Source organism: Aeromicrobium sp. REDSEA-S32_B7 (assembly GCF_001626145.1).
In the GTDB taxonomy this organism is placed as follows: domain Bacteria; phylum Actinomycetota; class Actinomycetes; order Propionibacteriales; family Nocardioidaceae; genus Aeromicrobium; species Aeromicrobium erythreum.
Window position 1 is genome coordinate 1 of sequence record NZ_LUNF01000250.1, and the last position, 23625, is coordinate 23625.

18 protein-coding genes are annotated in these 23625 nt (G+C 67.2%); 11 read left to right on the forward strand and 7 right to left on the reverse strand.

The genetic code is table 11. The features are described from left to right. The 7 genes from A6Q79_RS15690 to A6Q79_RS15720 all read left to right on the forward strand — a co-directional run. On the forward strand, window positions 1–260 hold a 260-nt coding region (locus A6Q79_RS15690), incomplete at its 5' end, for a hypothetical protein (RefSeq protein ID WP_317698729.1). A 560-nt stretch (window positions 261–820) separates the two neighbouring features. Continuing rightward, window positions 821–2383 (forward strand): sugar transferase, encoded by a 1563-nt coding sequence (locus tag A6Q79_RS15695; RefSeq protein WP_083516496.1) that lies wholly within the window; start codon window positions 821–823, stop codon window positions 2381–2383. A 70-nt stretch (window positions 2384–2453) separates the two neighbouring features. Beyond that, window positions 2454–3560 carry a glycosyltransferase gene (locus A6Q79_RS15700; RefSeq protein ID WP_202967680.1) on the forward strand — a complete coding sequence of 369 codons (1107 nt, stop codon included), beginning with the start codon at window positions 2454–2456 and terminating at the stop codon, window positions 3558–3560. A 4-nt stretch (window positions 3561–3564) separates the two neighbouring features. Then, complete coding sequence (locus A6Q79_RS15705) at window positions 3565–4782, forward strand: glycosyltransferase (protein ID WP_067860586.1); 1218 nt, start codon at window positions 3565–3567, stop codon at window positions 4780–4782. A gap of 25 nt (window positions 4783–4807) precedes the next feature. Then, window positions 4808–5587 carry a glucose-1-phosphate cytidylyltransferase gene (rfbF, locus tag A6Q79_RS15710; protein WP_286691193.1) on the forward strand — a complete coding sequence of 260 codons (780 nt, stop codon included), beginning with the start codon at window positions 4808–4810 and terminating at the stop codon, window positions 5585–5587. Then, complete coding sequence (gene rfbG / locus A6Q79_RS15715) at window positions 5578–6681, forward strand: CDP-glucose 4,6-dehydratase (RefSeq protein WP_286691192.1); 1104 nt, start codon at window positions 5578–5580, stop codon at window positions 6679–6681. The genes rfbF and rfbG overlap by 10 nt, the downstream gene beginning before the upstream one ends. Further along, window positions 6678–8372: a dTDP-4-dehydrorhamnose 3,5-epimerase family protein gene (locus tag A6Q79_RS15720; RefSeq protein ID WP_317698730.1), complete on the forward strand. Its 1695-nt coding sequence runs from the start codon at window positions 6678–6680 to the stop codon at window positions 8370–8372. Before rfbG ends, A6Q79_RS15720 begins: the two co-directional genes overlap by 4 nt. A 1184-nt stretch (window positions 8373–9556) precedes the next feature. Here the strand turns inward: A6Q79_RS15720 and A6Q79_RS15725 are convergent. From A6Q79_RS15725 to A6Q79_RS15755, 7 genes are all read right to left on the reverse strand, one after another. Continuing rightward, window positions 9557–10912, reverse strand: a complete 1356-nt coding sequence (locus A6Q79_RS15725; RefSeq protein ID WP_067860595.1) for an MATE family efflux transporter — start codon at window positions 10910–10912, stop codon at window positions 9557–9559. Between the two features lie 5 nt (window positions 10913–10917). Next, window positions 10918–11982 (reverse strand): acyltransferase, encoded by a 1065-nt coding sequence (locus A6Q79_RS15730; protein ID WP_286691189.1) that lies wholly within the window; start codon window positions 11980–11982, stop codon window positions 10918–10920. A gap of 7 nt (window positions 11983–11989) precedes the next feature. Beyond that, window positions 11990–12883, reverse strand: coding sequence for a glycosyltransferase family 2 protein (locus tag A6Q79_RS15735; protein WP_067860599.1), 894 nt, complete (start codon window positions 12881–12883; stop codon window positions 11990–11992). 1 nt (window position 12884) lies between these two features. Next, window positions 12885–13763 (reverse strand): SDR family oxidoreductase, encoded by an 879-nt coding sequence (locus A6Q79_RS15740; RefSeq protein WP_317698731.1) that lies wholly within the window; start codon window positions 13761–13763, stop codon window positions 12885–12887. Window positions 13764–13909: 146 nt separating this feature from the next. Further along, the gene (locus A6Q79_RS15745) at window positions 13910–15190 is read right to left on the reverse strand and encodes a Gfo/Idh/MocA family protein (protein WP_067860603.1); all 1281 of its coding nucleotides are present in this window, start codon (window positions 15188–15190) and stop codon (window positions 13910–13912) included. Beyond that, complete coding sequence (locus tag A6Q79_RS15750) at window positions 15187–16926, reverse strand: heparinase II/III family protein (protein WP_067860605.1); 1740 nt, start codon at window positions 16924–16926, stop codon at window positions 15187–15189. The genes A6Q79_RS15745 and A6Q79_RS15750 overlap by 4 nt, the downstream gene beginning before the upstream one ends. Window positions 16927–16966: 40 nt before the next feature. Further along, complete coding sequence (locus tag A6Q79_RS15755; protein WP_067860607.1) at window positions 16967–17821, reverse strand: aldo/keto reductase; 855 nt, start codon at window positions 17819–17821, stop codon at window positions 16967–16969. A gap of 226 nt (window positions 17822–18047) precedes the next feature. On the opposite strand from A6Q79_RS15755, the gene rfbA reads away from it, so the two are divergent. The 4 genes from rfbA (at window position 18048) to A6Q79_RS15775 (ending at window position 23292) form a co-directional block, all read left to right on the forward strand. Next, a complete protein-coding gene (gene rfbA / locus A6Q79_RS15760; RefSeq protein ID WP_286691188.1) occupies window positions 18048–18914 on the forward strand; it encodes a glucose-1-phosphate thymidylyltransferase RfbA in 867 nt (288 codons plus the stop codon). 126 nt (window positions 18915–19040) lie between these two features. Continuing rightward, window positions 19041–20543 carry a polysaccharide biosynthesis tyrosine autokinase gene (locus tag A6Q79_RS15765; protein WP_317698732.1) on the forward strand — a complete coding sequence of 501 codons (1503 nt, stop codon included), beginning with the start codon at window positions 19041–19043 and terminating at the stop codon, window positions 20541–20543. A gap of 240 nt (window positions 20544–20783) precedes the next feature. Continuing rightward, complete coding sequence (locus A6Q79_RS15770; RefSeq protein ID WP_067860611.1) at window positions 20784–21356, forward strand: LPXTG cell wall anchor domain-containing protein; 573 nt, start codon at window positions 20784–20786, stop codon at window positions 21354–21356. Window positions 21357–21480: 124 nt separating this feature from the next. Further along, the gene (locus A6Q79_RS15775) at window positions 21481–23292 is read left to right on the forward strand and encodes a DUF4012 domain-containing protein (protein WP_286691186.1); all 1812 of its coding nucleotides are present in this window, start codon (window positions 21481–21483) and stop codon (window positions 23290–23292) included. Window positions 23293–23625 lie beyond the last annotated feature (333 nt).

Genomic DNA, 23625 nt, shown 5'->3' on the forward strand with positions numbered 1-23625 from the left:
CGGTGGTGGCGACGCGCGACGTCCCGCAGGTGACGTTGACGTTCCCGCAAGAGCTGTCGGTGGGCTGGGTGCAGCAGAACGGATGGTCGTGCACGGGAGGCGGAGCGTCGAGGGTCGTGATCTGCACGGCGTCGGGGCCGAACCCCGGTCCGCTCGTGGCGTCCTGGTCGCCCCCCGAGGCTTCCGGTTTCTCCGCGACGGTCACGTCGCCCGGTCGCACCGACCCGAACCTGAGCAACAACACGGTCTCGGTCGACTGACGCTCGTCAGCGCCTCCGCGTGCCGAGGCCCTTCCTGCCCTCCCTGGTGTGCAGCTCCAGGTGGGGGCAGGCGTATCCGTACTTCAGCCGACAGCGCCAGCGCCTCCAGGTACGTCTCATCACCCTCCTCCTTCCGATCCGAAGGTAGGGAAGAAAGATGACAGGAACGTGTCACTTCCGGGTGGTCTGCATCACCAGCGGAAGTGGGATTCCGGCATAGAGAAACCCCGCTGATCTCGGGGGGTGAATCAGCGGGGCTTCGAGAAGAACATTACCGACCGGCACCACGCCCGTCAGCGGTTTCTCCACATTCGTACGACGGATTTCCGATCCCGTCCGACCCGACCGCATTGGCCCCTGACTTTGGCCCGAGTGCCGTACGGGTCGAATGCCCTGTCGTTGCAGAGGGCAAACGACCCAGACGTGGCGAGGATCACCGTTTGGCGCCTGTGATGTCACACCTCGTTCACACAAAGTGGTCGAATCGCCCCGGAATCAGCCCTAACCTGAGCGGGTGCTGGCTCGGGGGAGCACACTGAGAAACTCGGAGAACGGTGCACATGACCATCCAGGACGTCAGTCGGACGACCTCTACCCATGCGGACCTCCCGAGCGCGCGGCGAACCCAGCGACCTGCTGTCGCCGTCGAACCCCCTGAGGACCCCGCCATCGACAGCTCAGCGACACACCGCGCGCCATGGCACAAGCAGGTCGCACACCGTGTCTTCCTGACCGACACCGCCGTTCTCTTCGCCGTGGCCATCCTGGGAGCCGTCCTGCGCTTCGGCGCTGACGCCGAGGCCACCACCAACGGCCCGCTCTCCGTCTCTTACTGGACTTTCGGAGCCACTCTCGCCGTGGGTTGGTCCGTCGCGCTGCAGGCCTACCGCACCCGCGACAGCCGGGTCCTGGGCGACGGCGTCGAGGAGTACCGCCGCATCGTCCGCGCGTCCGTCACCTTCTTCGGGCTCGTGGCCATCGCGTCCCTCGTCTTCAAGATCGACTCCTCGCGCGGGTATCTCGCCATCACCTTCCCTCTCGGCCTCCTGGGGCTGATCGTCGTCCGCCGCGTGTGGCGTTCGTGGCTGAACCGCCAGCGCCAGCGGGGGGCGATGATCACCAACGCCCTCGTGATCGGCGGCATGCGATCGGCCGAGGACATCACGCGCCACCTGGGCAACAGCCCTCAGTCCGGCGTCCGGGTGACGGGCGTGTGGGTCCCGGACCGCGCCACCTCGCTGTGCGAGTGGCTCCCGATTCCGGACGCCTTCGTTCCGGTGATGGGGACCGAGCGCAACCTCGACGCCGCGCTGAGCGTGGCGGAGGCGGAGCTGGTGATCGTCACCGACACGGAGCACCTGGGTCACGCCGGCCTGAAGGAGCTGACCTGGGAGCTGGAAGGTCTCGACGTCGACCTGCTCGTGTCACCCAACGTCGTCGACGTCTCGGGCTCGCGCATCCAGCTGAGCCGCGTCGGGAAGATGCCGTTCCTCAACGTCGACAAGCCGACCTACGGCGACGCCGCGACGTGGCCCAAGCAGATCTTCGACCGCGCTGGTGCGGCGGCACTGATCCTCATGCTCTCTCCGGTCCTCCTGGCAGCGGCCCTCGCCGTCAAGATGACCAGTCGCGGTCCTGTCTTCTACCACCAGGAGCGCATCGGCAAGGACGGCGAGCCGTTCGGCATGATCAAGTTCCGCTCGATGCACCCCGACGCCGACGCGCGCCTCGCATCGCTCCTCTCCGAGCAGGGAGAGTCGGTAGGTCCGCTCGCCAAGCTGAAGAACGACCCGCGCATCACCCGGGTCGGTGGCTTCCTGCGCCGGTACTCCCTCGACGAGCTGCCGCAGCTCTTCAACGTCCTGTTCGGGACCATGAGCCTGGTCGGTCCGCGCCCGCAGCGCCAGTTCGAGGTCGACCTCTACGACCACGTCGCCCACCGCCGCCTGCGCGTCCTGCCGGGCATGACGGGTCTGTGGCAGGTGTCCGGGCGGTCTGACCTCACCTGGGAAGAGGCCATCCAGCTCGACACCTACTACGTCGAGAACTGGTCGCTGACCGCCGACGTCGCGATCCTGTGGCGAACCATGAAGGCCGTGCTCGCATCGGACGGCGCATACTGATGCGCATGAGTCCGCTCGGGGGCCACCAGACGGTCCGGACGTCCCATCAAGCATGACCGCGACTTGTGCCGTGGTTCTGGCCGCCTGCATCCTCGGCGTCCTCTACCCCTATGCGATCTATCCCGCAGTGCTCACGCTACTGCCGAAGGTTCCCGTGGAGCCGCGTCCAGCACCGCGAATGCGGTTCAGCCTCCTGTTCTGCGCCTTCAACGAGTCGAACGCGCTCGACGTGAAGATCCCCAACCTCGAAGCGCTGCGCAAGGTCGATCCCGAGCTTCAGGTCCTCGCCTATGACGACGGGTCGCTCGACGACACCTTGACGAAGCTGTCCGAACGACCCGACCTGGTCGAGGTCTTCCAAGGCAGCGGTCGTCTCGGGAAGGCGCACGGCATGAAGGTCCTCGCGGGTCAGGCTGTCGGTGACGTGCTGATCTTCACCGATGCGAACGTGACCCTGCGCGAGGACGCGCTGGAACGACTCTCCTCCTGGTTCTCCGACCCAGAAGTCGGCGGAGTGTGCGGGACTTTGCGCTACGTGAACGCTGACGACAGCTCCACCGCGGCCGTCGGCGGCGCCTATTGGCGACTCGAGGAGAAGATCAAGACCCTCGAGTCCCGGACGGGGAACGTGATGGGTGCCGACGGGTCGATCTTCGCCGTCCGTCGTGAGCTCTACCCGGACTTCCCTGACACCGTCCTCGACGACCTGACGGTGTCGATGGCTGCCGTCTTCGCGGGAAAGAGGCTTCTCAAGGTCGACGACGTCGTAGCCCACGAACGCCTCGTCACCGACAGGAAGGACGAGTTCTCGCGCAAGGCGCGAATCGCAGCTCGCGCCTACCACACCCACCGCGTCATGAAGCCACAGCTACGGACCATGTCGAGGATCGACACCTTCAAGTACGTCTCCCACAAGGTGATCCGCTGGTTCGGAGGTCTCTTCGTGATCATCGGTACGGTTGCCGCGATCGGCCTTGCAACGACCGTCGCGCCGTTCCTCGGGCTGGCCGCGCTGGTGGCCGTCGCGGCGAGCACGGTGATCGCAGCCAAGGTCAAGTCCGGGCCGATCGCCGCTCTCGCCGAGATCGTGATCGCCCTCTTGGCCACGCTGCTCGGCGTCCTTCGGGCAGCCAGAGGACGCACCTACTCGACGTGGGCGCCGGCAGGTTCTCGGTAGAGACATGACCACACAGTCGCGCCGACCTCGCGTCCTCTACTTCACCAAGGTGCTGCCGTACCCTCCGGCCGTCGCTGGAGACGCGGTGTACAGCCGTGGCCTCATCGAGACCTGGGCGACGTTCGCGGACGTGACCGTCGTCTGCGCCGACGGTGGCGCCCGGGTCGAGGACGCCGCTGACGGCGTGACCTGGGTCGTCACGACAGCTCAACGCCGCGGTCGCGCAGCCTCCGTCCTGTCGACATTCCCCCTCATCGCCTGGAAGGGCGCCCGGCGCGACTACCGTCGCGAGGCGAAGCGCCACCTGCGCAGCGACACCTGGGACGCCGTGGTGCTCGACAACATCGGCTCCGCGCACCTCCTCCGCGACGCGCTGAGGCACCGTCGCAGGCATCAGGACACGACGGTGCTCTACACCTCTCACGAGTGGGAGTACCCGACGCGCGCCGGCAAGTACCAGGGCTACGACATGTCGCTGCCGAAGCGCGTGATGGCCCGATGGGATCTCGCAAAGGTGAAGTATTGGGAGAACCGGCTCATAAGGCGGACCGACGTCGTGACGGTCATCAACGAGGCCGATCTCCGGCCGTTCCGGGCCATCGCTCCACAGCGGAAGTACCTCGTGCTGTCGCCGGGTTACGACGGCCCCATGACACCACGAAGAACCATCGACGCGACCACCCCTCGCCGGATCGCCCTGCTGGGAGGGCGCCGCTCCGAGCAGAAGCAGCAAGTTCTTCTCGACTGGTTCAGCGTCGCGTACGAGCGTCTCGACAAGCACGGCATCGAGATGGCGGTCGTCGGTGACGTCCCGGAGTCACTGAAGCGTCGAGTCGTCACCGAGTACCCGAACGTGGACGTCGTGGGATTCGTCGACGACCTGGAGTCGGTGATCAGTGGATTTCGAGCCGGCCTGATCGTGGACACCGTAGGGAGCGGCTTCAAGCTCCGCCTGCTCTCGCAGATCTTCCAACGTCTGCCGATCGTCGGTCTCGAGTCGGCCATCAGCGGCCTGCCGACGCCACCCGGCGACGGGTACCTCGCTGCGGAGTCGCTCGACGCGCTTGCCACCTTGGTGTGTGCGGTGATCGACGACCCCGCGCTCCTCGACGCGGTCCAGAATCGAGCCTTCGACGACTGCCGCTCGGCGTTCTCGTGGGACGATCGCGCCCGGTCCCTGACCGCAGCGCTCGACCCGTCCGACGAGACGGCACTCTCATGAGTCAATACAAGGGACGGGACATCGCATGAAGGTAGTCATTCTCGCCGGGGGCCTCGGCACGCGGCTCGCCGAGGAGACCTCGGTCAGGCCGAAGCCGATGGTCGAGGTGGGTGGGTATCCGATCCTCTGGCACATCATGAAGATCTACTCGCAGCACGGCTTCAACGAGTTCGTCGTGTGCCTGGGATACAAGGGCTACTACATCAAGGAGTACTTCGCGAACTACGCGATGCACAACTCCTCGATCGAGGTCGACATCCGCCAGCGTTCCGTGTCCTTCCTCGGGGAGAACGAGTCGCTGCCTGACTGGAAGATCCAGCTGATCGACACGGGTGCCGAGACGCTGACCGGCGGACGGCTCAAGCGCGTCCGGCCGTTCCTCCGCGACGACGAGCCCTTCCTCATGACCTACGGCGACGGTGTCGCCGACGTCGACCTCACAGCGTTGGCCACGTTCCACCGCGAGCACGGTCTCGACGCGACGCTCACCGCAGTGCGACCCTCCGGTCGCTTCGGCTCCACCGTCATCACGGACGGCCGAGTGGAGAAGTTCGAGGAGAAGCCTGCGGGCGACGGCGGGCAGATCAACGGCGGATTCTTCGTCCTCCATCCTCGCGTTCTCGATCGTATCGACGGCGACGCGACCATCTGGGAACGAGAGCCGCTCGAGAGCCTCGCTCACGACGGACAGCTGGCAGCATTCGAGCACAACGGATTCTGGCAGCCGATGGACACGCTGAGGGACAAGATGCATCTCGAGGACCTGTGGGCAGCAGACCAGGCTCCCTGGAAGACGTGGGAGTAGAGACCGTGCCGAATCCAGAGTTCTGGGCCGACCAGCGCGTCCTCCTGACCGGACACACGGGTTTCAAGGGATCGTGGACCGCTCGCTGGCTGTCGCGCATGGGCGCCTCGCAGGTCGGCTACGCGCTGGCGCCGGACACCACTCCAGCCTTGTTCCCCTCGTTGGACCTCCCGGGACTGCAGTCCGTCGTCGGCGACATCACGGACGCGACGACCTTGACGTCGACGGTGGCCGACGCCGACCCGACCGTCGCCATCCACATGGCTGCCCAGCCGCTGGTCCGCCGCTCCTACGCCGAGCCCGCCGAGACGTTCGCGACCAACGTGATGGGCACGCTCAACGTCCTGGAAGCTCTCCGCCACCATGCGCCGCGCCTCCAGGCGGTCCTGGTAATCACGACGGACAAGGTCTACCTCAACGACGACTCTGGGACCCCGTTCGTCGAGTCGGACCGCCTGGGCGGCCACGACCCCTACTCGAGCTCCAAGGCTGCGTGCGAGGAAGTGGTCTCCTCCTACAGGCAGAGCTTCTACGACGATGCTGGCGTCGCACTCGCGACCGCTCGAGCAGGCAACGTGATCGGCGGAGGGGACTGGTCGGAGGACCGACTCGTCCCCGACATCTGGCGCGCGATGCGTTCGGGCACCAGCGTCGAGCTCCGAAACCCTCGGTCTGTGAGGCCGTGGCAGCACGTCCTCGACCCTGTGAGCGGCTACCTGGACTACGTCGAGGCGATGGTCGACCACCGCTGGCCCACCTTGCCGCGGGCCCTGAACTTCGCTCCGGTCCCTGACCAGCCGATGACCGTGAGTGAGGTGACCGAGACACTCGGCGAGGCGATGGGGGTAGACCGGCCGTGGCACCAGGCCTCCGGATTCCACCCAGTGGAGATGAAGCTCCTCACGCTCGATGCCTCACTCGCCGAGAAGTCGTTGGGCTGGCGGCCACGACTCACGGGTCGCGAGGCAGTCCAGTGGACGGCGGACTGGATCAAGGCCACGGACTCCGGACAGGACTACGCCACGGCGCTCGACGCGCAGATCGACGACTACGAGGCGCTGGGACAGGGCGCTGCAGAGAGGACGGCACCGTGAGGTTCACCGAGTCGCCACTCGCCGGCGTGTACACGATCGACCTTGAGCCTCGGGGTGATGATCGAGGCTTCTTCTCGCGCGTCTTCGACGTCGACGAGTTCGAGGCGCTCGACCTCGAGACTCGGTTCGTCCAGTTCAACACGTCGTTCAGTCGCGTCAAGCACACGTTCCGGGGGATGCACTACCAGCTCGGCGAGAGTGCCGAGGTGAAGGTCGTCAAGGTGATCCGAGGAGCCCTGCTCGACGTGGTGCTGGACCTGCGCGAGGGCTCACCGACCTTCGGCCGTTCCTTCAGCGCCGAGCTGACGTCCGAGAACCGCACCATGATGTACATCCCGCACGGCTGCGCCCACGGCTTCCTCTCCCTGACGGAGGACGTCGAGATGATGTACTTCGTGTCCGCCTACTACGACCCCGAGAACGAGCGGTCGGTCCGGTGGGACGACCCGACCTTCAACGCGCTGATCCGGCCGTCCCACGGACGGATCGACTACTACGACGGAGTCCGCGCCGTCGCGATCGGCGCGGTCCTGCTGGTGCACTGGGCGGCGCGTTACACCCCCTACTTCGACGGCGGATACATAGGGGTCGACGTCTTCTTCGTACTCAGCGGCTTTCTGATCACGAGCCTCTTGTGGCAACGCCGAGATGATCGCGTCCCCATGTCGCAGGCCTACCTCCGGTTCATCCGCGCCAGGATCCTGCGCCTCTACCCTGCCCTCGTCGGGCTTCTCGTGATCGGCACCTGCATCGTTGGACTGATGGGCGAGCCGGTGTCCTTCCCGGAGGCTGCGAGAAATGCCGGGATCAGCATGGGGCAGGGAGCAACGTGGGTCTACGCGCTGGACCTCGGGTCGACCGAGCCATTCGGACAGACCTGGTCGCTGGGAGTGGAGTGGACCTTCTACCTGGTCTGGCCCTGGCTGATCTACCTGTGGCGACGCAGAGGCACCAGCGCACGAACCGCGGGCTGGTGTTCGGCGGGGCTGGCGGTCGTCGCCTACGTCACAGCGCTGCCGACCTCCGCGATCTGGTTCTACTTCGCTCCCGCGCCTCGCTTCTCCGAGATCCTCGCCGGTTGCGCCATCGGGCTGCTGCTCCAGGACGCCGGCGGGCGAAGCCGGCCCAGCCGCCCGTGGGCCGAGCTTCTGGGGTGGGCATCACTCGCCCTGATTGCGTTGTGGACCGTCGTCGGACCGGGTCAGTACACCAGCGCGTACCGATACGTGGGATTCCCCCTCGTCACGCTCGCCAGCGTGGGCTTGTGCGTCCTGCCCTCCTGGGCCCATCACACCGTCGTCGAGCGGGTGCTCCGGCTCCGTCCTCTGGTCCTCATCGGCCTGGCGAGCTACAGCCTCTACCTGTGGCACCTCATCGCTCTACAGACGCTGACCCCAGGTCGCTTCGGACTGCCCTTCATCGCGCTCGGACTCGTCGGGATCCTGTTCACCGGAGCAGCCACCTACCTCAGCTACCGACTACTCGAGGCTCCACGGTTCGGCCGGTCCTCCCGCGGACCGTCCCCGTCGGGGCTCCGGAAGGCACGGTCGAGGCGTCGAGCGTCTTCGTCACAACAGGGACGACGAAGAGCGCCAGGACGAACCAGCTCGCCGGGTCGACGAAGGCGAAGCCCGAGTACCACACCACCCACGCACAGACGATCGACCGCAAGGGGTGCTCCACGCCCATAGCCGCCAGGATCTTCACGAGGAGGATCCACAAGAGGGCTCCGCCCAGCACGCCGAGGAACGCCCACTGCCACCAGAACCCGTTGGACATGAGCTCCGACGGGCCCAATCCCTGGTACCACGGGAAACGGGCGTATGCCCCGCTGCTCTGCCAGGCCTCGTCGATGACGGGCAGGAGTCCGTCTGTGTTCCCCACTCCGTACCCCAGGACCGGGTGGTTGGTGACGGCCTCGAGACCGATCTGCGGCGCGACAGCGATGCGTCCGAAGAAGCTGCCGGTCTCCCCCAGCCCGAACCTCGTCAGGACCGATCCGAGCGAGAACTCGAAGGTCACAAACATGACAAAGAAGACCGTCGACAGCGCCACACCCGCGAGCGCCAGCCGCTTGGGCGTCCTCGGCCACAGGATCCAGATCCCGAGAGCGAGCAGGTAGAAGACGATCTTCAGGCTCGGCGCGATCGCGAAGCCGATGGCGACCATCAGCCCGAGCCGCACCCAGGACGACCACTGCCCTCGTCGAGGATCCAGGAGGAAGACCGCGACGATCATGCTCATGTACGAGTCGGCAAGATAGGAAGGTTCGCTCGCCAGCGCAGTCGGTCGGATCTTCCCGTAGAGGACGATGTCGCGTGCCGCCTCGGAGTAGATCCCTCGCTGCGAGGTGAAGTAGAGCGCATCGCGGATCGAGGTGAACACGTCGCGAAGTCCGACGCTCTCTAACAGGGCCAGCACCATCAAGGCGACCCAGAAGCCGAAGAACAGCTTGCGCAAGCCGTCACGGGGAAGCGTCCGGCACACCGCGATGATGATCAAGGCCGACAGGACCGAGGCGAGGAGCTGCAACGCCGAGAGCAGGTTGACGACGCTCGCACTCTCTGGAGCGAAGGAGACGAACGGCTCGATGAGCAGGAACACGGCCAGGACCACGATCAGCTGACCCGCTCGTCGAGCCAGCTCGTTCCCGACACGGAACGAGAGCAGGGCGGCGCTCAGCAGCAGCGGGTACATCGGAACGACCTGTGCCCCGGTGCTCGTCTCCACGGAGAGCCGCAGATGCATCCCGATCAGGGCGACGACGATCAACGCGTAGACCGTGCGGTGCCCTCGCCGGCCCGTGTCGACGGCGGGCGCGCCACGACGGGTGCTCGACTGCGTCAGAGCCATCTGTCGAGCCTCTCGTCTCCGGTCATCGCACGTGCAAGCTCACCAGGACCACAGTCACGGAGCACAGCAACACGACGACGGTCGCCTTCAGGATATCCGGATGAAGCAGTGCCGAGTCGCGAAGTCGTGAGGTGGGACGGATCCATGCCGCTGTGATACAGCTGCCCACGATCTTTCCCAGAGCGATACCGACGATGGAAGCTGCCGGATCGATGACGGCACCCACGACGACGACCGCCAGGCCCGCGATGGCGATGGAGACACATTCGCTCATCACGTACGGCACGACGCGGCCACTCGCGATACCGAGGTAGTAGGCAGGCGAGGCGAAGATCGTCGCAGCCCACATCGCCGAGACCACTCCCACCACGTAGATGAAGAGCGGATCGACCTCGTCGAGGTAGAGGAACGAGATGAGCGGAGAGGCCACCGCGACCAAAAGCATGAGCCCACCACCCATGAGGGCTGCGGCACGACAGATGCGCGAGAAGAGGTCCCGCAGGCCCTGCTGGTCTCCCACCGACAGCTCTGCGAACTTGGGCAGTGAAGGCTGCAGCGCCATGATCGCGACGTTTCGGGCCTGATACGACATCCTGTAGGCGATCTCGAAGATCCCGAGGACGTGAGTGCCCGCCACCGCTCCGAGAGCGGTCTTCACGACGGGTTCGAACATCAGGTTGGCGAGAGAACCCGCCTGGAGCTTGACGCCGAATCCGAGCATCTCCCGCAGGAGCGCCCCGGAGAACCAGGGCGATGCCATCCTGTCGCCGGCGCTGTTCGTCACGATGGCGAGAGCGCCGAGCTCGAAGCAGATGGCGAGCACGAACTGCCCCGCTTGCGCCCACGCCAGACCGTTCAGGCCGAACGTCCCCACGAGCATCAGCGACGCGACCAGCTGGGCCAGCATGCCCAGCATGCCTCCGATGGAGCGCAGGTCGGCGCGCCCCATCCCCAGCAGGCACGAGTCGATCGCGGACTTCACGATGAGGAGCCACAGGCTCAACACTGCCCAGGGCAGCACCTCTCGCGCGGCGGCAAGCTCACGCCCGTCGAGGGCGATGGCCAGTCCGCGCCAAAGGGGCCACCAGAGGGCAAGCGCGACGACGCCCATGGCGGCCGCCATGAACAGGACACCGGTCCGCATGTACGCGACTGCGGCTTCGAGTCGGCCCTCGCCGATCGATCGCCCGATGAATCGCGCCAGACCTCCGCTGATCCCGAGGTCCGCAGCACGGCCGAACGCCGTCGTCGCCAGGACTAGGGACCAAACGCCGAGCATGGAGACGCCGAGGGTCTGGACGACGTTGCGGTAGATGAAGAAGAGGCAGACGCCACCGACGATGACCTCGGCCGCGGAGAATGCACTGTTGCGTCGCATCGTCCTCACGGCGTTGCGCGTCTCTGCAGCCGGCTCTTCAGTCGCAGTGCCGGGCTCTCCACAGCGTGCCAGGAGAGGGCGGCGAGCGGCACGACGATCACCAGGCTGATCAGGGCGTTCACGATCGCGTGGCGCGGGTCCAACCAGAGCTGGACGGCCTGCTGCACCGGGAACGCGTAGATGTAGATGCCGTAGCTGTAGTCGTGCATGGAGCGGAAGCGATGCAGCCACTGCGCCTGGAAGAAGGCGAGGCAGAAGACGAGGGCGGCCACGAGCAACACCAGGGCGGTCTGGAAGAGGGGCGTGCCAAAGCTCACCAAGCACAGCAGCCCTCCGATGCCGACCCACCACCACGCGGGACGTGCCCGGTCGGACAGGCGGGCAACGACGACCCCGACCATGAACGCCAGCGAGAGTCGGTGCAGCTTGGCGACGTCGCTACCGTCATGCAGCGCCGCATCGAGGGAGCCAAGGTGCGCTGAGACGACGAGGAAGCCCACGTAGCCCACGACATACACCACGCACATGGAGGCGAAGCGACGGTTGGACGCGAACGCTCCCACCACGAAGAGCCCCACGACCGCGAGGTAGCACGTGAACTCGAAACGCAGGGTCCAGAGGGAGCCGTTCACCACGCCGTCGGTCGGCAGACCGTCGAACACTCCCGGCAAGTGGTACTGCGGCGCGTAGAGCACGGCGTTGCCGGCGACGTACTCGTAGACCTGCGGGGACGTGAAGTAGCTGCTCGGTCCGCCTGCGGCGACCGTGAGCCCAAGAACCATCGTCGTGAGCACGAGCATCACCCACAGGCCCGGGAAGATGCGGAGGCCTCGCGCCACCATAAAGATCTTCACGTTCCTGCTGCTGACCATGGAACGGTAGATGAGGAAGCCGCTGATCGAGAAGAACGCGGAGACGGCGATCCAGCCCCCGCTGTAACCGATCCACTCCTCGATCGCGTCGGGGCGCGCACCAGCGATCTCTGCCGCATGCGAGAAGATCACTGCACTTGCCGCCACCAGGCGGAGCAGGTTGAAGTTGTTCGCCCTGGCGTCGTGGACCTTGACCATGTCTACCTCACGAGTTCCCGACGCTACGGTCCACGCGACGCACCAACCGGAACACCGGCTCAAGCCTCGGGAACCTCCACCGAAGCATCAACAGCGACTGGTGCAGGTTCAGGCGCAGCAGGCGCCATCGAGAAGCTCTCCAAGCAGAGCGCGGAAGGCGGGACCGCAGCTGCCGCGTCATGGGAAGGAGCGGGAGGAAGGAGGAGAGGACGCCCCACGGACCGGGCTCGCGGACGAAGTGCCGCTTGAAGCTGGCGAAGTACTTGCCGGGCGCGTTTGCCGCACGGACCAGGCCGACCGTCCCTGTCTCGAGGTGGTCGCCCTCGAGCATCGTCAGGCCGACGACGAGCCAGTCGTAGCCGAAGACCGACGTGTCCTCGGCGTAGGCCTTCTTGAGGCCATCGGTTCGGTAGACGCCGAAGAGACGAGAGCTGTCACGCGGGTTCGCGAAGTACGTCCTGAGCCGCTGCTCCGGTGTCCCCTCGATGCTGAACGTGCCGCGCGCGTCGGTCAGCGAACCGTCCTGCGCTCTGAACTGCACCGGCGTGCAGGCTGCCACCGCATTGGGATGGTGGTCGAGCAGCTCGATGCAGTCCTCGGCGAACCGCGGACTGCGCAGGTCGTCGTCGGTCGCCCACATGAAGTACTCGGTGTCCGCGGCCATGAGCACGCCACGGAAGTTGTCACTCTGAGGAACGGTGGCGGGATGCCGGACGTGCACGACCCGCGGATCCTCGGCCGCGAAGGCGGCGCAGATCTCGCTCGTCCCGTCCGTCGAGGCGTTGTCGAAGATCAGCAGCGTGAAGTCGCGGAAGGTCTGGCTCAGCTGACTCTCGATGCTTCGCGCGATCGACGCCGATCCGTTGAAGGTGATGAGCCCGATCGTCAGCCTCGGCTTCACGTCACGCACCACCGTTCAGCAGACGCAGCAAGTCGCGGGTGGTGGCGCGGAAGGACTGCGATCCCCGCTCGTACGATGCTGTCGACTCGTACCGCAGGGGTTCAGGCGGATCGACGTCCGGACCCCCTCGGAACACCTGGCACGGTCGGCCCGTGACGGACTCAGCTTCTTCAGCGCAGATCTGCGCGACCTCGGCGATCGAGGCGTCGAGCAGGCCGATCGGGTTGAGGACGCTCCAACCCTGGCCGTCCTCCCCGAGCCATCGCGCGACCACGCGGGCGATGTCGTCGTTCCCGACGAAGTTCCGCCGCTGCTCGCCGGACGACCGGATCCTGATCTCACCCCCGCTGACGGCGTCGCGAGGGAACGCGAAGGGGACCAGCGACCACCGGCGGAAGCGCTCGGGATCGGGCAAGAGGCCGAAGACTGCGCAGGGTCGGAGGGCCGAGACCCGGACCTGGTCCGAGGCCCGTCGTCGAAAGATCTGCTCCGTCGCGTAGTGCGCGATGGCGTAGTCGGACACCGGATTGGAGGCACGGCTCTCGTCGACACGACCGACGAGTGGCCCGTAGACGTGAGCGGAGGAGATGTAGACGAGGTGGCGGGCCCCCGCGTGGAGTGCCGCGTCGACCAGACGGTTCGCACCCCCGACGGCCTTCTTCCACGCAAGATCCGCGTGATCGCGTATGTCCTCGTCGACGACCCCGGCGCAGTGCACCAACGCATCGATCTGGGGGAAGTCGGCCCTGTCCCACGTCGACTCGTCCGAGAGGTCGAGGACCACGTCGTCACCATCCCGGCGGCCCACCTTGACGATCTCGTGATCGTGCTCGAGGAGGCGGACGACCGCCGACCCGATGAGCCCACTCACTCCTGTCACAGCGACTCGCAACGTGTCACATCCACCGTGTACTTGGTACTGGGGAACGCCCAGCTCGCGTGTCCGAACCTGCTGCTCGACTCGCAGGCGGACGTCGACGATCCAGCGTGTCTTGCAGCATCCTAATGCCGGGCGAGTTCCTTGGATCAGACATTGCGCACACCACCTGGCTGATCGTGGCGCGGATCACCGCTCGTCAGTGCGCCCACGTCCGGGATCGGCCCCAGAGGCTCAAAGGTGGTCGTCGTGCGCACAGCGATCCCGCCCGGACCCGCCCCCTGAACCAGGAGCGTGAGCTCGTTCAGATGCAGCAGGAAGTCCGGACTCAGGTACTGAGGGTTGCCGCCTGAGATCTCGTCAGCCATCTGCGCGATCCCTGCGAACTTGTCCTGGGCGTACACCTCGCGTCTCCGGAGCGCCCCGACGAGGCGCTGCTTGAGCGACGGACGCACGAGGAGGTTCTTCTCCACGGCGTGCGACTTGGAGTTCCGGAGGAGCTTGACGCGACGTCCGCCCATTCCGAGAAGCCGGCCGAGACCGCGATGCGCGCGGAGCGTCTGGAACTTTCGGGCGTTCAGGCTCCGCCGGGTGAACCGCTCGAGGAAGACCGGGGCCCGGTACTGACGATAGCTGTCAGTGGTGATCTCGCCTTCGCGTCCGATCACGCGCATGCGGTGGTCGCGGGGTGCCACGACGCTGCACGTGATGCGCGCGGCCGCTCCGCTCGCAAAGTGGAGGTTGGCCACGGAGTAGTCGGGCGTTCCCGACAGACCGGGTACGTCCCCCGCCTTGCCCTCGATCAGCTCGCTCGAGAACGCCGTCACGGCGGTCACCGGTCCGAGGAGGCCGCAGATCCAGATGAGGTGGTATCCCAGGTGCTCGTAGGTGCACCCTTCGAGGATCTCCTCGACCAGGGGCCATGGTGCTCCCGTCGGACTGACGACCTCCTCGAACCCCATGAGATGGATGGGGTTGTCGTCGAGCTCGGCATAGACCAGGAGCGGTTGCCCGATCGCGCCGGACTGCACGAGCTCGAACATGGTGCGCACGCTGTCGCTGAAGATGTTGCACGGCGCGGCGCCGAGCCGTACGCCATTCGTCTCCGCGGTGTCGAACAGGTCCCGGGTCTCCTCGACGGAGGTGGTGATCGGCTTCTCCGAGTAGACGTGCTTCCCAGCCTCCAGGGCGCGCTTCGACACCTCGTAGTGCGACCCGATGTTGGTCAGGTTCACGACCATGTCGACCTGCGGGTCGTCCAGGAGCTCGTCGTACGACGCGTACCCATGGAACCCGTAGTGCTCTGCGACGGCGCGCACTCGTTCTGGTCGCCGGTCGTAGACCCCAGCGACCTCCAGCTCCGGGTGGGCGCGCACCGTCCTCATGTAGATGTCGAACACGAATCCGCAGCCGACGATCGCGATCTTCATGCCGGATGCTCCTTTCGCTCCACCCGCTCTGCGACGGGACGGCTGTTCACGGCGACCTGCCACTCAAGGTCGTGACTCGAGTCGAGCGAAGGCTTCAGGTCGATCAATGTCGCGGCGCGACTCTCGAGGTAGCGACAGGCCCACGCGCCGTCGCGCACGCCGGCGACGTCGCCGTGGGTCACGGCGATCTCGGCCTCCTTGTCGTCCGAGCGGAACAGGACGCGATCCCGTTGGCTGTCGACGAGAGTCCATCCGTCGGAGACGGTGAGCGTGACGACAGCCTCGTCCCGTCGTCCCGACCAGCTGTCACGCACCACGACCGAGCCGCGCCCGAGGCTCACGCGTCGCCGGACCGTCGGGCCACCTGGGAGCGGCAGCTCTCCCGTGGCTGACTGCTCGTCGTCCGCCACCTGGATGGAAGCCCGCGCCATCCGACCCACACGGAAGCAGCCGAGGTACTCGACCGGTTCGAGTCCCTCCACCCGGGGACCGTTGTGGCTGGCAGCCGACCGCTCGAGGGTCCGCCGTTCACCGGTGGAGTACTGGAACGTGCCAGGGTCAACGATGAACCGCCGCCCCGCGACGTCGACCTCGACCGAGAGGAAGTCCGCGTGCCCGTGACCGGGATTCCACGACGGGCCGATGGCTCCCCCGTCCATGAGCGCAAAGACGTCCTCGCCCTCGAGCCGGACGTATCCAGCCGAGTCGAGCACGCTGGTGGGCCTGACGTCCTGCCCGTCCAAGACGTCGCTGATCGGGGGGACCTCCTCGAACCAGCTGTCGTTGAACAACGCGATCTCGCCGTCGGGATGCGTGAGGGACGCCCAGGCCTTCAGAGCCTTGTCGTGCGTCTTCTTGGCCTCGTCGCGGACCCGCTGCGACAGGAACGGCGTCTTGGCGAAGACGTCGAGCGCCATCACGGCAAGACCTTGATACATCGCTGATCGCTCGGCGATCACTCCGTCGGGCAGGACGCAGGCACGCATCGACCTGCGGACCTCGCGGTTCAGTCGGCGCTTCGTGCGCCGAGGGACGCGGCGGGCGTAGCTGTAGTACAGGCACAGCGCGGCCAGGTTCCGCTCGACATGGTTGTTGCGCAGCTCGTGCTCGACGTTGACCTGCACGAACGCCACGTTCCACCGGAGGAACTCGTCGAGCTCATCGGTCAGCGTCGTCGGCAGCTCGCGCCCTTCTAGCGCGAGCACGTAACCGCTCAGGATCGCGAGGATCCTGTGGGAGACGCTGTAGGGGAACCAGTAGGAGGAGAAACAACCCTCGATCCCGAAGTCCGCGGTCGTCCGATACCCCCGCACGAGACTCTCGACCGCCGCCAGGTGCGTCTCCCCTCCGTCGATCAGCATGGGACAGACAAAGCCCATGTGACCGAGCTTCATGCGCCAGAGGTGGAAGTCGGACTCGGCGTCGACGCGGTGGTGCCAGTCGATACGTGCGACATCATGGAAGTCGACCTTCTGGCCGAAGAACTCGAACTCCGCCCGAGCCGCACGGTCGATCGTCTCGACGTACTCGGCGTAGTAGAACGGCGCCACGGCGCGCGCCAGCTCGGTGGACCGGGCGGGTCGGCGCCCCAGCTCGAGCGGCGGCACCGAGCGGGCGACGCGCGCGACGTAGCGGTGGTAGAGGTCGGGTCGGGCGCGAGCGATGCGGTTCCGCACGATCCGCTTCACGTGGTAGGCGACCTGGCGCAACGACAGCCGCGACGCTGCCCGCACCATCACACGAGCCGAGGACGCGCTCAAGACTCGTACCGCGCGCTCATGGGTGGCCACCGGTGCACGAGCGGGCAGCCTCGACCGACGCAGCCAGACTCGACGTCCTTGTCGCCCCGACGAGCGTGATCGCCACCAACGGATCGTTGATGGAACGACAGATCCGGTCCTGCGCGAGCTCACTGGGGCGCGGATGGCCCGACAGTGAGCCGATGCCGCCAAGAACCTCCCGCGCAATCACCGCTACGCCCAGAACTCGTGCGCGGTCGAGCACCTCGGCGTAGTCGTCCGAGCCTGGGTGCAACGGGAGCTGCAGCACCGATATCCGGCCGTCGTCGAGGCAGGCGTTGGCAGTGGCGACGTCGTCGACGGACACGCCGACGTACCTCACGTCTCCTGCGAGCCTGGCGTCCTCGAGGCCTGCCGTCGCTTCCCCTCGCTCGACGATCTCGACCGGAGGGCTGTGAAGCATCAGCACGTCGACGTACTCGCGCCGAAGACGACGAAGGCTCCCGTGGAGGCTCGACCTGAGGCGCGAGGGCTCCCAGTTCGTGGGCATCGGCTTGGCGCGCGCGGACCCGACGGTCTGCTTCGCTGCGGTCGACCGTCTCACCGAGCCTCTGAGAAGCCCCTTCACGGGCACGAGGGCGCGCTTCGGCCAAGGCACGTACTTTCCGGCCTTGGTCACCACGACCACATCGTCGCGCCGACTCATCGCCTCGCCGATCAGGCGTTCGCTGTCGCCCTGGCCATAGATGTTGGACGTGTCGAAGAACCGCACACCCTCTTCGAGCGCAAGCGCGAGGACAGTACGCGCCTCGTCCGGCGATGCTCCCCCGACCGAACCAAGCCTGCTGCACCCGAGTCCGAGCGGCAGCGCTCCCGCCGGGAGCAGGTCCACCGGTCCACGTCTCATCGATCGCCCTCTCGCCGGGATCTCCAGCACGTCGTCCACATCGTGTCACGGGCGCGGTGCCGCGCGAGAGCGTTTGAGCGCGCCATCCAAGAGGGCTCGATCACAGATCGGCTCGACTCAGGGTCGCGTGACCGTGCGAACCGCGCGACGAGGCGCCGTGACTACGGCCTCCTCATATCGTTGGTCCGTTCATGGAGACGGACGTGCACCGATGAAGGGCATCATCCTGGCCGGCGGCACCGGTACCCGTCTGCACCCGATCACCGAGGGCATCAGCAAGCAGCTCATGCCGGTCTACGACAAGCCCATGATCTACTACCCGCTGTCGACGCTCATGCTGGCGGGCATCCGGGACATTTTGGTCATCACGACGCCGCACGAGGCCGACGGTTTCGAGCGACTTCTCGGCGACGGCAGCCAGTTCGGCATCCGGCTCACGTACGCGCAGCAGCCCAGCCCCGACGGCCTCGCGCAGGCCTACATCATCGGCGCCGAGCACGTCGGAACAAGCCACAGCGCACTCGTGCTCGGCGACAACATCTTCTACGGCACCGGCCTCGGATCCACGCTCGGCCGCTTCAAGCAGATGGACGGCGCCGCGATCTTCGGATATCGGATGGCCGACCCGCGACCCTACGGCGTCGTCGAGTTCGCCGACGACGGTCGCGTGCTGTCCATCGAGGAGAAGCCCGCCGAGCCAAAGAGCCCGTTCGCCATCCCCGGCCTCTACTTCTTCGACAGCGACGTCGTCGAGTACGCCCACGAGCTCAAGCCGTCGGACCGCGGCGAGCTCGAGATCACCGGCCTGCAGGAGCGCTACCTCGAGGAGGGTCGGCTGCACGTCGAGATCCTCGAGCGCGGCACCGCCTGGCTCGACACCGGCACCTTCGACTCCCTCAACGACGCCTCCAACTTCGTCCGTTCCGTCGAGTCCCGCCAGGGCCTCAAAGTCGGCGCACCCGAGGAGATCGCCTGGCGTCTCGGATACATCGACGACGACCAGCTGCGAGCCCGCGGCGAGCGGCTGCACAAGAGCGGTTACGGCCGCTACCTGCTCGACCTCCTCGCCCACGTCTGAGCATCGCGCACGATTCGCCCGCACGACGTCACAGCCAAGTCGTCCACGATCCCCACCCGCCTCGCCTAGAGTGAGGCGCATCCCTCGGTCTCGGGGGCCGCCGTCATCACCACTCGGGAGCTGTACGTGGACCTGCGGGACTACCTGACCATCCTTCGTCACCGCTGGTTGCTCATCGCGTCCGTGGCCCTCGGTGTCGTCGCCTTGGCAGCGCTCGCCACCTGGCGCACCACGCCCCAGTACGCGTCGTCCACCGACCTGTTCATCTCCACCAACCTCGACCTCGACGAGACACCGGCCGAGCTGAGCCAGCAGATCACCGCCACATCGCAGCTTGACACGGTCATCCTGACGATCACGGTCACCGACCCCTCGCCCGAGCGCGCCCAGCGCATCGCCGAGACCACCGCAGACGTGTTCGTCGGCTACGTCGGCGAGCTCGAGACGCCGCCCGGCAAGGACCAGGCCACCATCAAGGCCACCGTGACCAACCAGGCCACGGCACCGACCTCTCCCGTCTCGCCCCAGCCGCTGCGCAACCTCGGCCTCGGCCTCATCCTCGGTCTACTGCTCGGAGCCGGCATCGCCGTGCTGCGCGAGACCCTCGACTCCTCCGTCAAGACGCACAAGCAGCTCGAGGAGCTCGCCGAGGCGCCCGTCATCGGCGCCATCCCGTTCGACAACGGCGCCGACGGCGCCCCGCTCATCTCCGAGATCGACCCGTACTCCCCGCGCGCCGAAGCCTTCCGCGTGCTGCGCACCAACCTGCAGTTCATCGACCCCGACGCCAACAAGAAGGTCTTCGTGCTCTCCAGCGCGCTGCCGGGCGAGGGCAAGAGCACCACGGCCGTCAACCTCGCGCTCGCGCTCGCCGAGGGCGGTCAGAAGGTCGCGCTGGTGGAGGGCGACATGCGACGCCCCCGCGTGGCGCAGTACCTCGGGCTCGTCGAGGCCGTCGGCCTCACCACGGTGCTCGTCGGCCGTGTGGAGCTGCCCGACGCCATGCAGGAGACCGGCGTCTCCGGCCTGTCGGTGCTCTCGAGCGGCAAGACGCCGCCCAACCCCGCCGAGCTGCTGCAGTCGCGCGCCATGGTGAGCCTCGTCGAGCAGCTGCGCGCCGAGTACGACGTCGTGCTCATCGACGCCCCGCCGCTCCTGCCGGTCACCGACGCCGCGCTGATCTCCAGCGTCGTCGACGGCGCCGTGCTCGTCGTCCGCCACGGCAAGACCTCCAGCGACCAGGTGCGCGCCGCGGTCGGACGTCTCGAGGGCGTCGGCGCCAAGCCCGTCGCGGCGGTCTTCAACATGACGCCCGTGAAGTCCGGGCGCTACGGGTACGGCTACGGGTACGGCTACGGCTACGCGCCGACGGACACCGACAGCGTGGAGGCGGCGGAGGACCGCCCCGAACCCGCTTCGACCCGACGCGGCTCCAAGCGCCGCGCCGACACCACGCAGCAACAGCAGCAGCGTCAGTCGCACCCCGTCACAGCTCGTCGGCGCACCGACCGCTCGGGCGACCTCGACGCCCTCGACGACGCCGTGGGTCGCGAGCCCAGCCGCCGCCTCGACGCGAGCCGCGGCCTCCCGGACGACCCCGAGATCGACGATCCGGGCCGTCAGGCCTGATCTTCCGGGCGTCTCAGTCCGTGCGGACCGGTCGTACGTCCCCACGGCTTGTGTCATGAGTCACAGCTCGGCTTCCTGAAAAGACGGGAAAAATCCCCCAGACACGCCGCCAGCAAGTTGGCCCGTGTTGCGTCCGTGTGAATAGTTTGGACAAGTTTGGTTCGCGAGGGCTTTTCACCGCTACTGTTAGCCGGGAACCACTGGTTTTGTGGTCGTCTTCTACATCCCTCGGAGCTTCACATGCGCAGCACTCGTCTGGCCATCGCTGGCCTCGTGGCCGGTCTGGTCACCCTCTTCTCCGCCGGCTCGGCGTTCGCCTACGGCGACGAGCCCATCATCACCATCCCGGGCGGCAGTGCCGCCGCGGGTGTCCAGGTCGCCCCGGGCGGTCAGTTCTCCTTCTCCGGCACCTTCGGTGGCGCCGAGGTCGAGTCCTACTCCGCCACGCTGCTCGGCCAGAACGTCGGTGGCGGCACGAACACCACCACCTGGAACGTCTCCGGCCAGGCGCCGAACGAGAACGGCACCTTCGAGATCGTCATGACGATCACGACGGCCGACGACATCGCCCCCAGCGCGAGCGGCCTGAAGTCCGGCTTCGTCCCGGTCCAGCAGACCTACACCAAGACGATCAAGCTCGTCGTGGGCACGGGCGTCGCTGACGCCGGCACCGGTACCGGCGCTGGCAGCGGCGACAACGCCAGCGGCGCGCTGCCCGACACGGGCGGCTCGAACGTCCTCCTCCTCGCAGGTGGCGCAGCCCTCGTGCTCGCCGGCGCCGGCGTCATCGCCGCCCGCCGTCGTCACAGCTGATCGCGTCGCTCCGCGAAGCACGACCCTGACGCCCGCCACCTCCACCAGCCTCCGGGCTGGGGAGGTGGCGGAGTCATGTCTGCACCGAACCCGTCGGCTCGACCCGCGACCCTAGGATCACGCCATGGCCTCCCGCACCCGCTCGTCGCGCTCATCAGGCAGCGCACGGCGCAAGAGCCGCAAGCAGCGCAACCGCAAGCCGCTGTGGATCGGCCTCGGCGTCGTCGTCCTCGCCGTGATCGGCGTCGTCGGGTGGATGGGCTACGAGGCGTCGCAGGCGCAGAAGGCCATCACGTCAGCCACCGGTGAGGCGCAGGACCTGCAGTCGCAGATCACCAGCGGCGACACCGACCTCGCACGCAACACCCTGCGAGCGCTACAGCAGAGCACCACCACCGCCCGCACCCGCACCGACGGCCCCCTCTGGGGCGCCGCCACCCACGTGCCCTTCGTCGGCTCCAGCGTCGACGCCGTGCAGACCGCCGCCGACGCCCTCGACGACATCGCCCAGCGCGCCCTGCCGCCCGTCGTCGACACCGCACAGTCGCTCGACGCCAACACCTTCCGCCCGAAGGACGGGCGCTTCCCGCTGCGTGAGTTCGCCGGGCTGGTCCGTCCCGTCAGCACCGCCGCGAACGTCCTCACCGAGAACCGTCGCCGCATCGACGCCATCGACGACTCCGCCATCGTCGGCCCCCTCCGCAAGCCCGTGCAGGAGCTCAAGGACAAGCTCGGTACGGCGCAGCAGGCCGCCGACGCCGCCGCGAAGGCGCTGCGCATCGCGCCCCGCATGCTCGGCGCCGACGGCACCCGCACCTACCTCGTCATGTTCCAGAACAACGCGGAGTCGCGGTCGCTCGGCGGCATCCCCGGCGCGCTCGCGCTCGTCACCGCCCGCAACGGCCGGCTCAGCTTCAACCAGCAGTTCACCATCCGTGAGCTCGGCGAGTTCGACGACCCGGTCGTGCGCATCACCGACGCGGAGGAGCGCACCTTCGGAAGCCTCATCGCCGAGGACATCCGCGACACCACCATCACGCCCGACTTCCCCCGCGTCGCCACCATCGCCCGCGCCATGGTGCAGCGCTCGCTCGGCACCAAGGTCGACGGCGTGCTGTCGATCGACCCCGTCGCCCTCTCCTACGCGCTCGACGGCACGGGCTCCATCCGACTCACCGACGGCACGGTGCTCACGTCGGCGAACGCCGTCGAGATCCTGCTCAACACCGTGTACGCGCGGTTCCCCGACCCGCAGGTGCAGGACCTCTTCTTCGCCGACGCAGCGCAGCGCATCTTCAGCTCCGTGCTCGGCGGACGCGGCGACTCCCGCAAGACCCTCGAGGGCCTGACGAAGGCCGTCGACGAGCGCCGCATCCTGCTGTGGAGCGCTGACAAGACGGTCGAGGACGACCTCGCCGGCACGCGCCTGTCGGGCGAGCTGCCCGAGCCGAGCACCACGCCGCGGGTCGGCGTGTACCTGAACGACACCACCAGCTCGAAGATGCAGTACTACCTCGACTGGAGGACGACGGTGAAGTCCGAGGGGTGTCGCACCGACGGTCGCCAGACGCTGGTCGCCACCACCACCATCACGTCGAACGCACCGGCCGACGCCGCCGACCTGCCGCGCTACATCACCGGCATCGGCAACCGGGCCCCGCGCGGCGACCAGCAACTGACCGTCCGCGTCGTCGCCCCCGCCGGCGGCACCGTCGACGAGGTGAGGGCCGACGACGCCATCTCCCTCGACGAGAGCGGCCGCCTCGGCACCCGCCCCGTCGCCTACACTGCCTACGTCATCAAGCCCGGCCAGACCGTCACCATCCGCACCACCATGACGACCGGCAAGGACCAACGTCGCGGCGCGGTCGTGACGACGACGCCGGGCGTCCAGTCCTTCACCCAGGACCGCCGCTTCCCCACCTCCTGCTCCTGACCCCCACTCGTCGAGGAGCGAAGGGTTCCGCAGGTCGAGTAGGCAAGGGTTCTGCTGGTCGAGTAGTCAGGACGAGCTTGCGAAGTCCTGACGTATCGAGACCACCCGGCAACGGCTCAGCGCGACCCGGCTCCCAGCGTCGGCTTGGAGTGGTCTCGATACGTCTCCGTCAGCTCCTTCGTCGCGACGTCGACTACTCGACCAACGAGACCTACCGCTCGTCGAGAAGGCAAGGGTTCTGCTGGTCGAGTAGTCAGGACGGCGAGCGCCAGCGAGCGCGTCCTGACGTATCGAGACCACCCGGCAACGGATCAGTGCGACTCAGTCCCCAGC

Excerpts from the sequence above, each read along its gene's own strand:
- A6Q79_RS15750 (WP_067860605.1), bottom strand. The coding sequence starts at position 16,926 with ATGGTGCGGGCAGCGTCGCGGCTGTCGTTGCGCCAGGTCGCCTACCAC.
- A6Q79_RS15725 (WP_067860595.1), bottom strand. The coding sequence starts at position 10,912 with ATGCGACGCAACAGTGCATTCTCCGCGGCCGAGGTCATCGTCGGTGGC.
- rfbF (WP_286691193.1), top strand. The coding sequence starts at position 4,808 with ATGAAGGTAGTCATTCTCGCCGGGGGCCTCGGCACGCGGCTCGCCGAG.
- A6Q79_RS15775 (WP_286691186.1), top strand. The coding sequence starts at position 21,481 with ATGGCCTCCCGCACCCGCTCGTCGCGCTCATCAGGCAGCGCACGGCGC.
- rfbA (WP_286691188.1), top strand. The coding sequence starts at position 18,048 with ATGAAGGGCATCATCCTGGCCGGCGGCACCGGTACCCGTCTGCACCCG.
- A6Q79_RS15730 (WP_286691189.1), bottom strand. The coding sequence starts at position 11,982 with ATGGTCAAGGTCCACGACGCCAGGGCGAACAACTTCAACCTGCTCCGC.
- A6Q79_RS15745 (WP_067860603.1), bottom strand. The coding sequence starts at position 15,190 with ATGAAGATCGCGATCGTCGGCTGCGGATTCGTGTTCGACATCTACATG.
- A6Q79_RS15695 (WP_083516496.1), top strand. The coding sequence starts at position 821 with ATGACCATCCAGGACGTCAGTCGGACGACCTCTACCCATGCGGACCTC.
- A6Q79_RS15705 (WP_067860586.1), top strand. The coding sequence starts at position 3,565 with ATGACCACACAGTCGCGCCGACCTCGCGTCCTCTACTTCACCAAGGTG.
- A6Q79_RS15770 (WP_067860611.1), top strand. The coding sequence starts at position 20,784 with ATGCGCAGCACTCGTCTGGCCATCGCTGGCCTCGTGGCCGGTCTGGTC.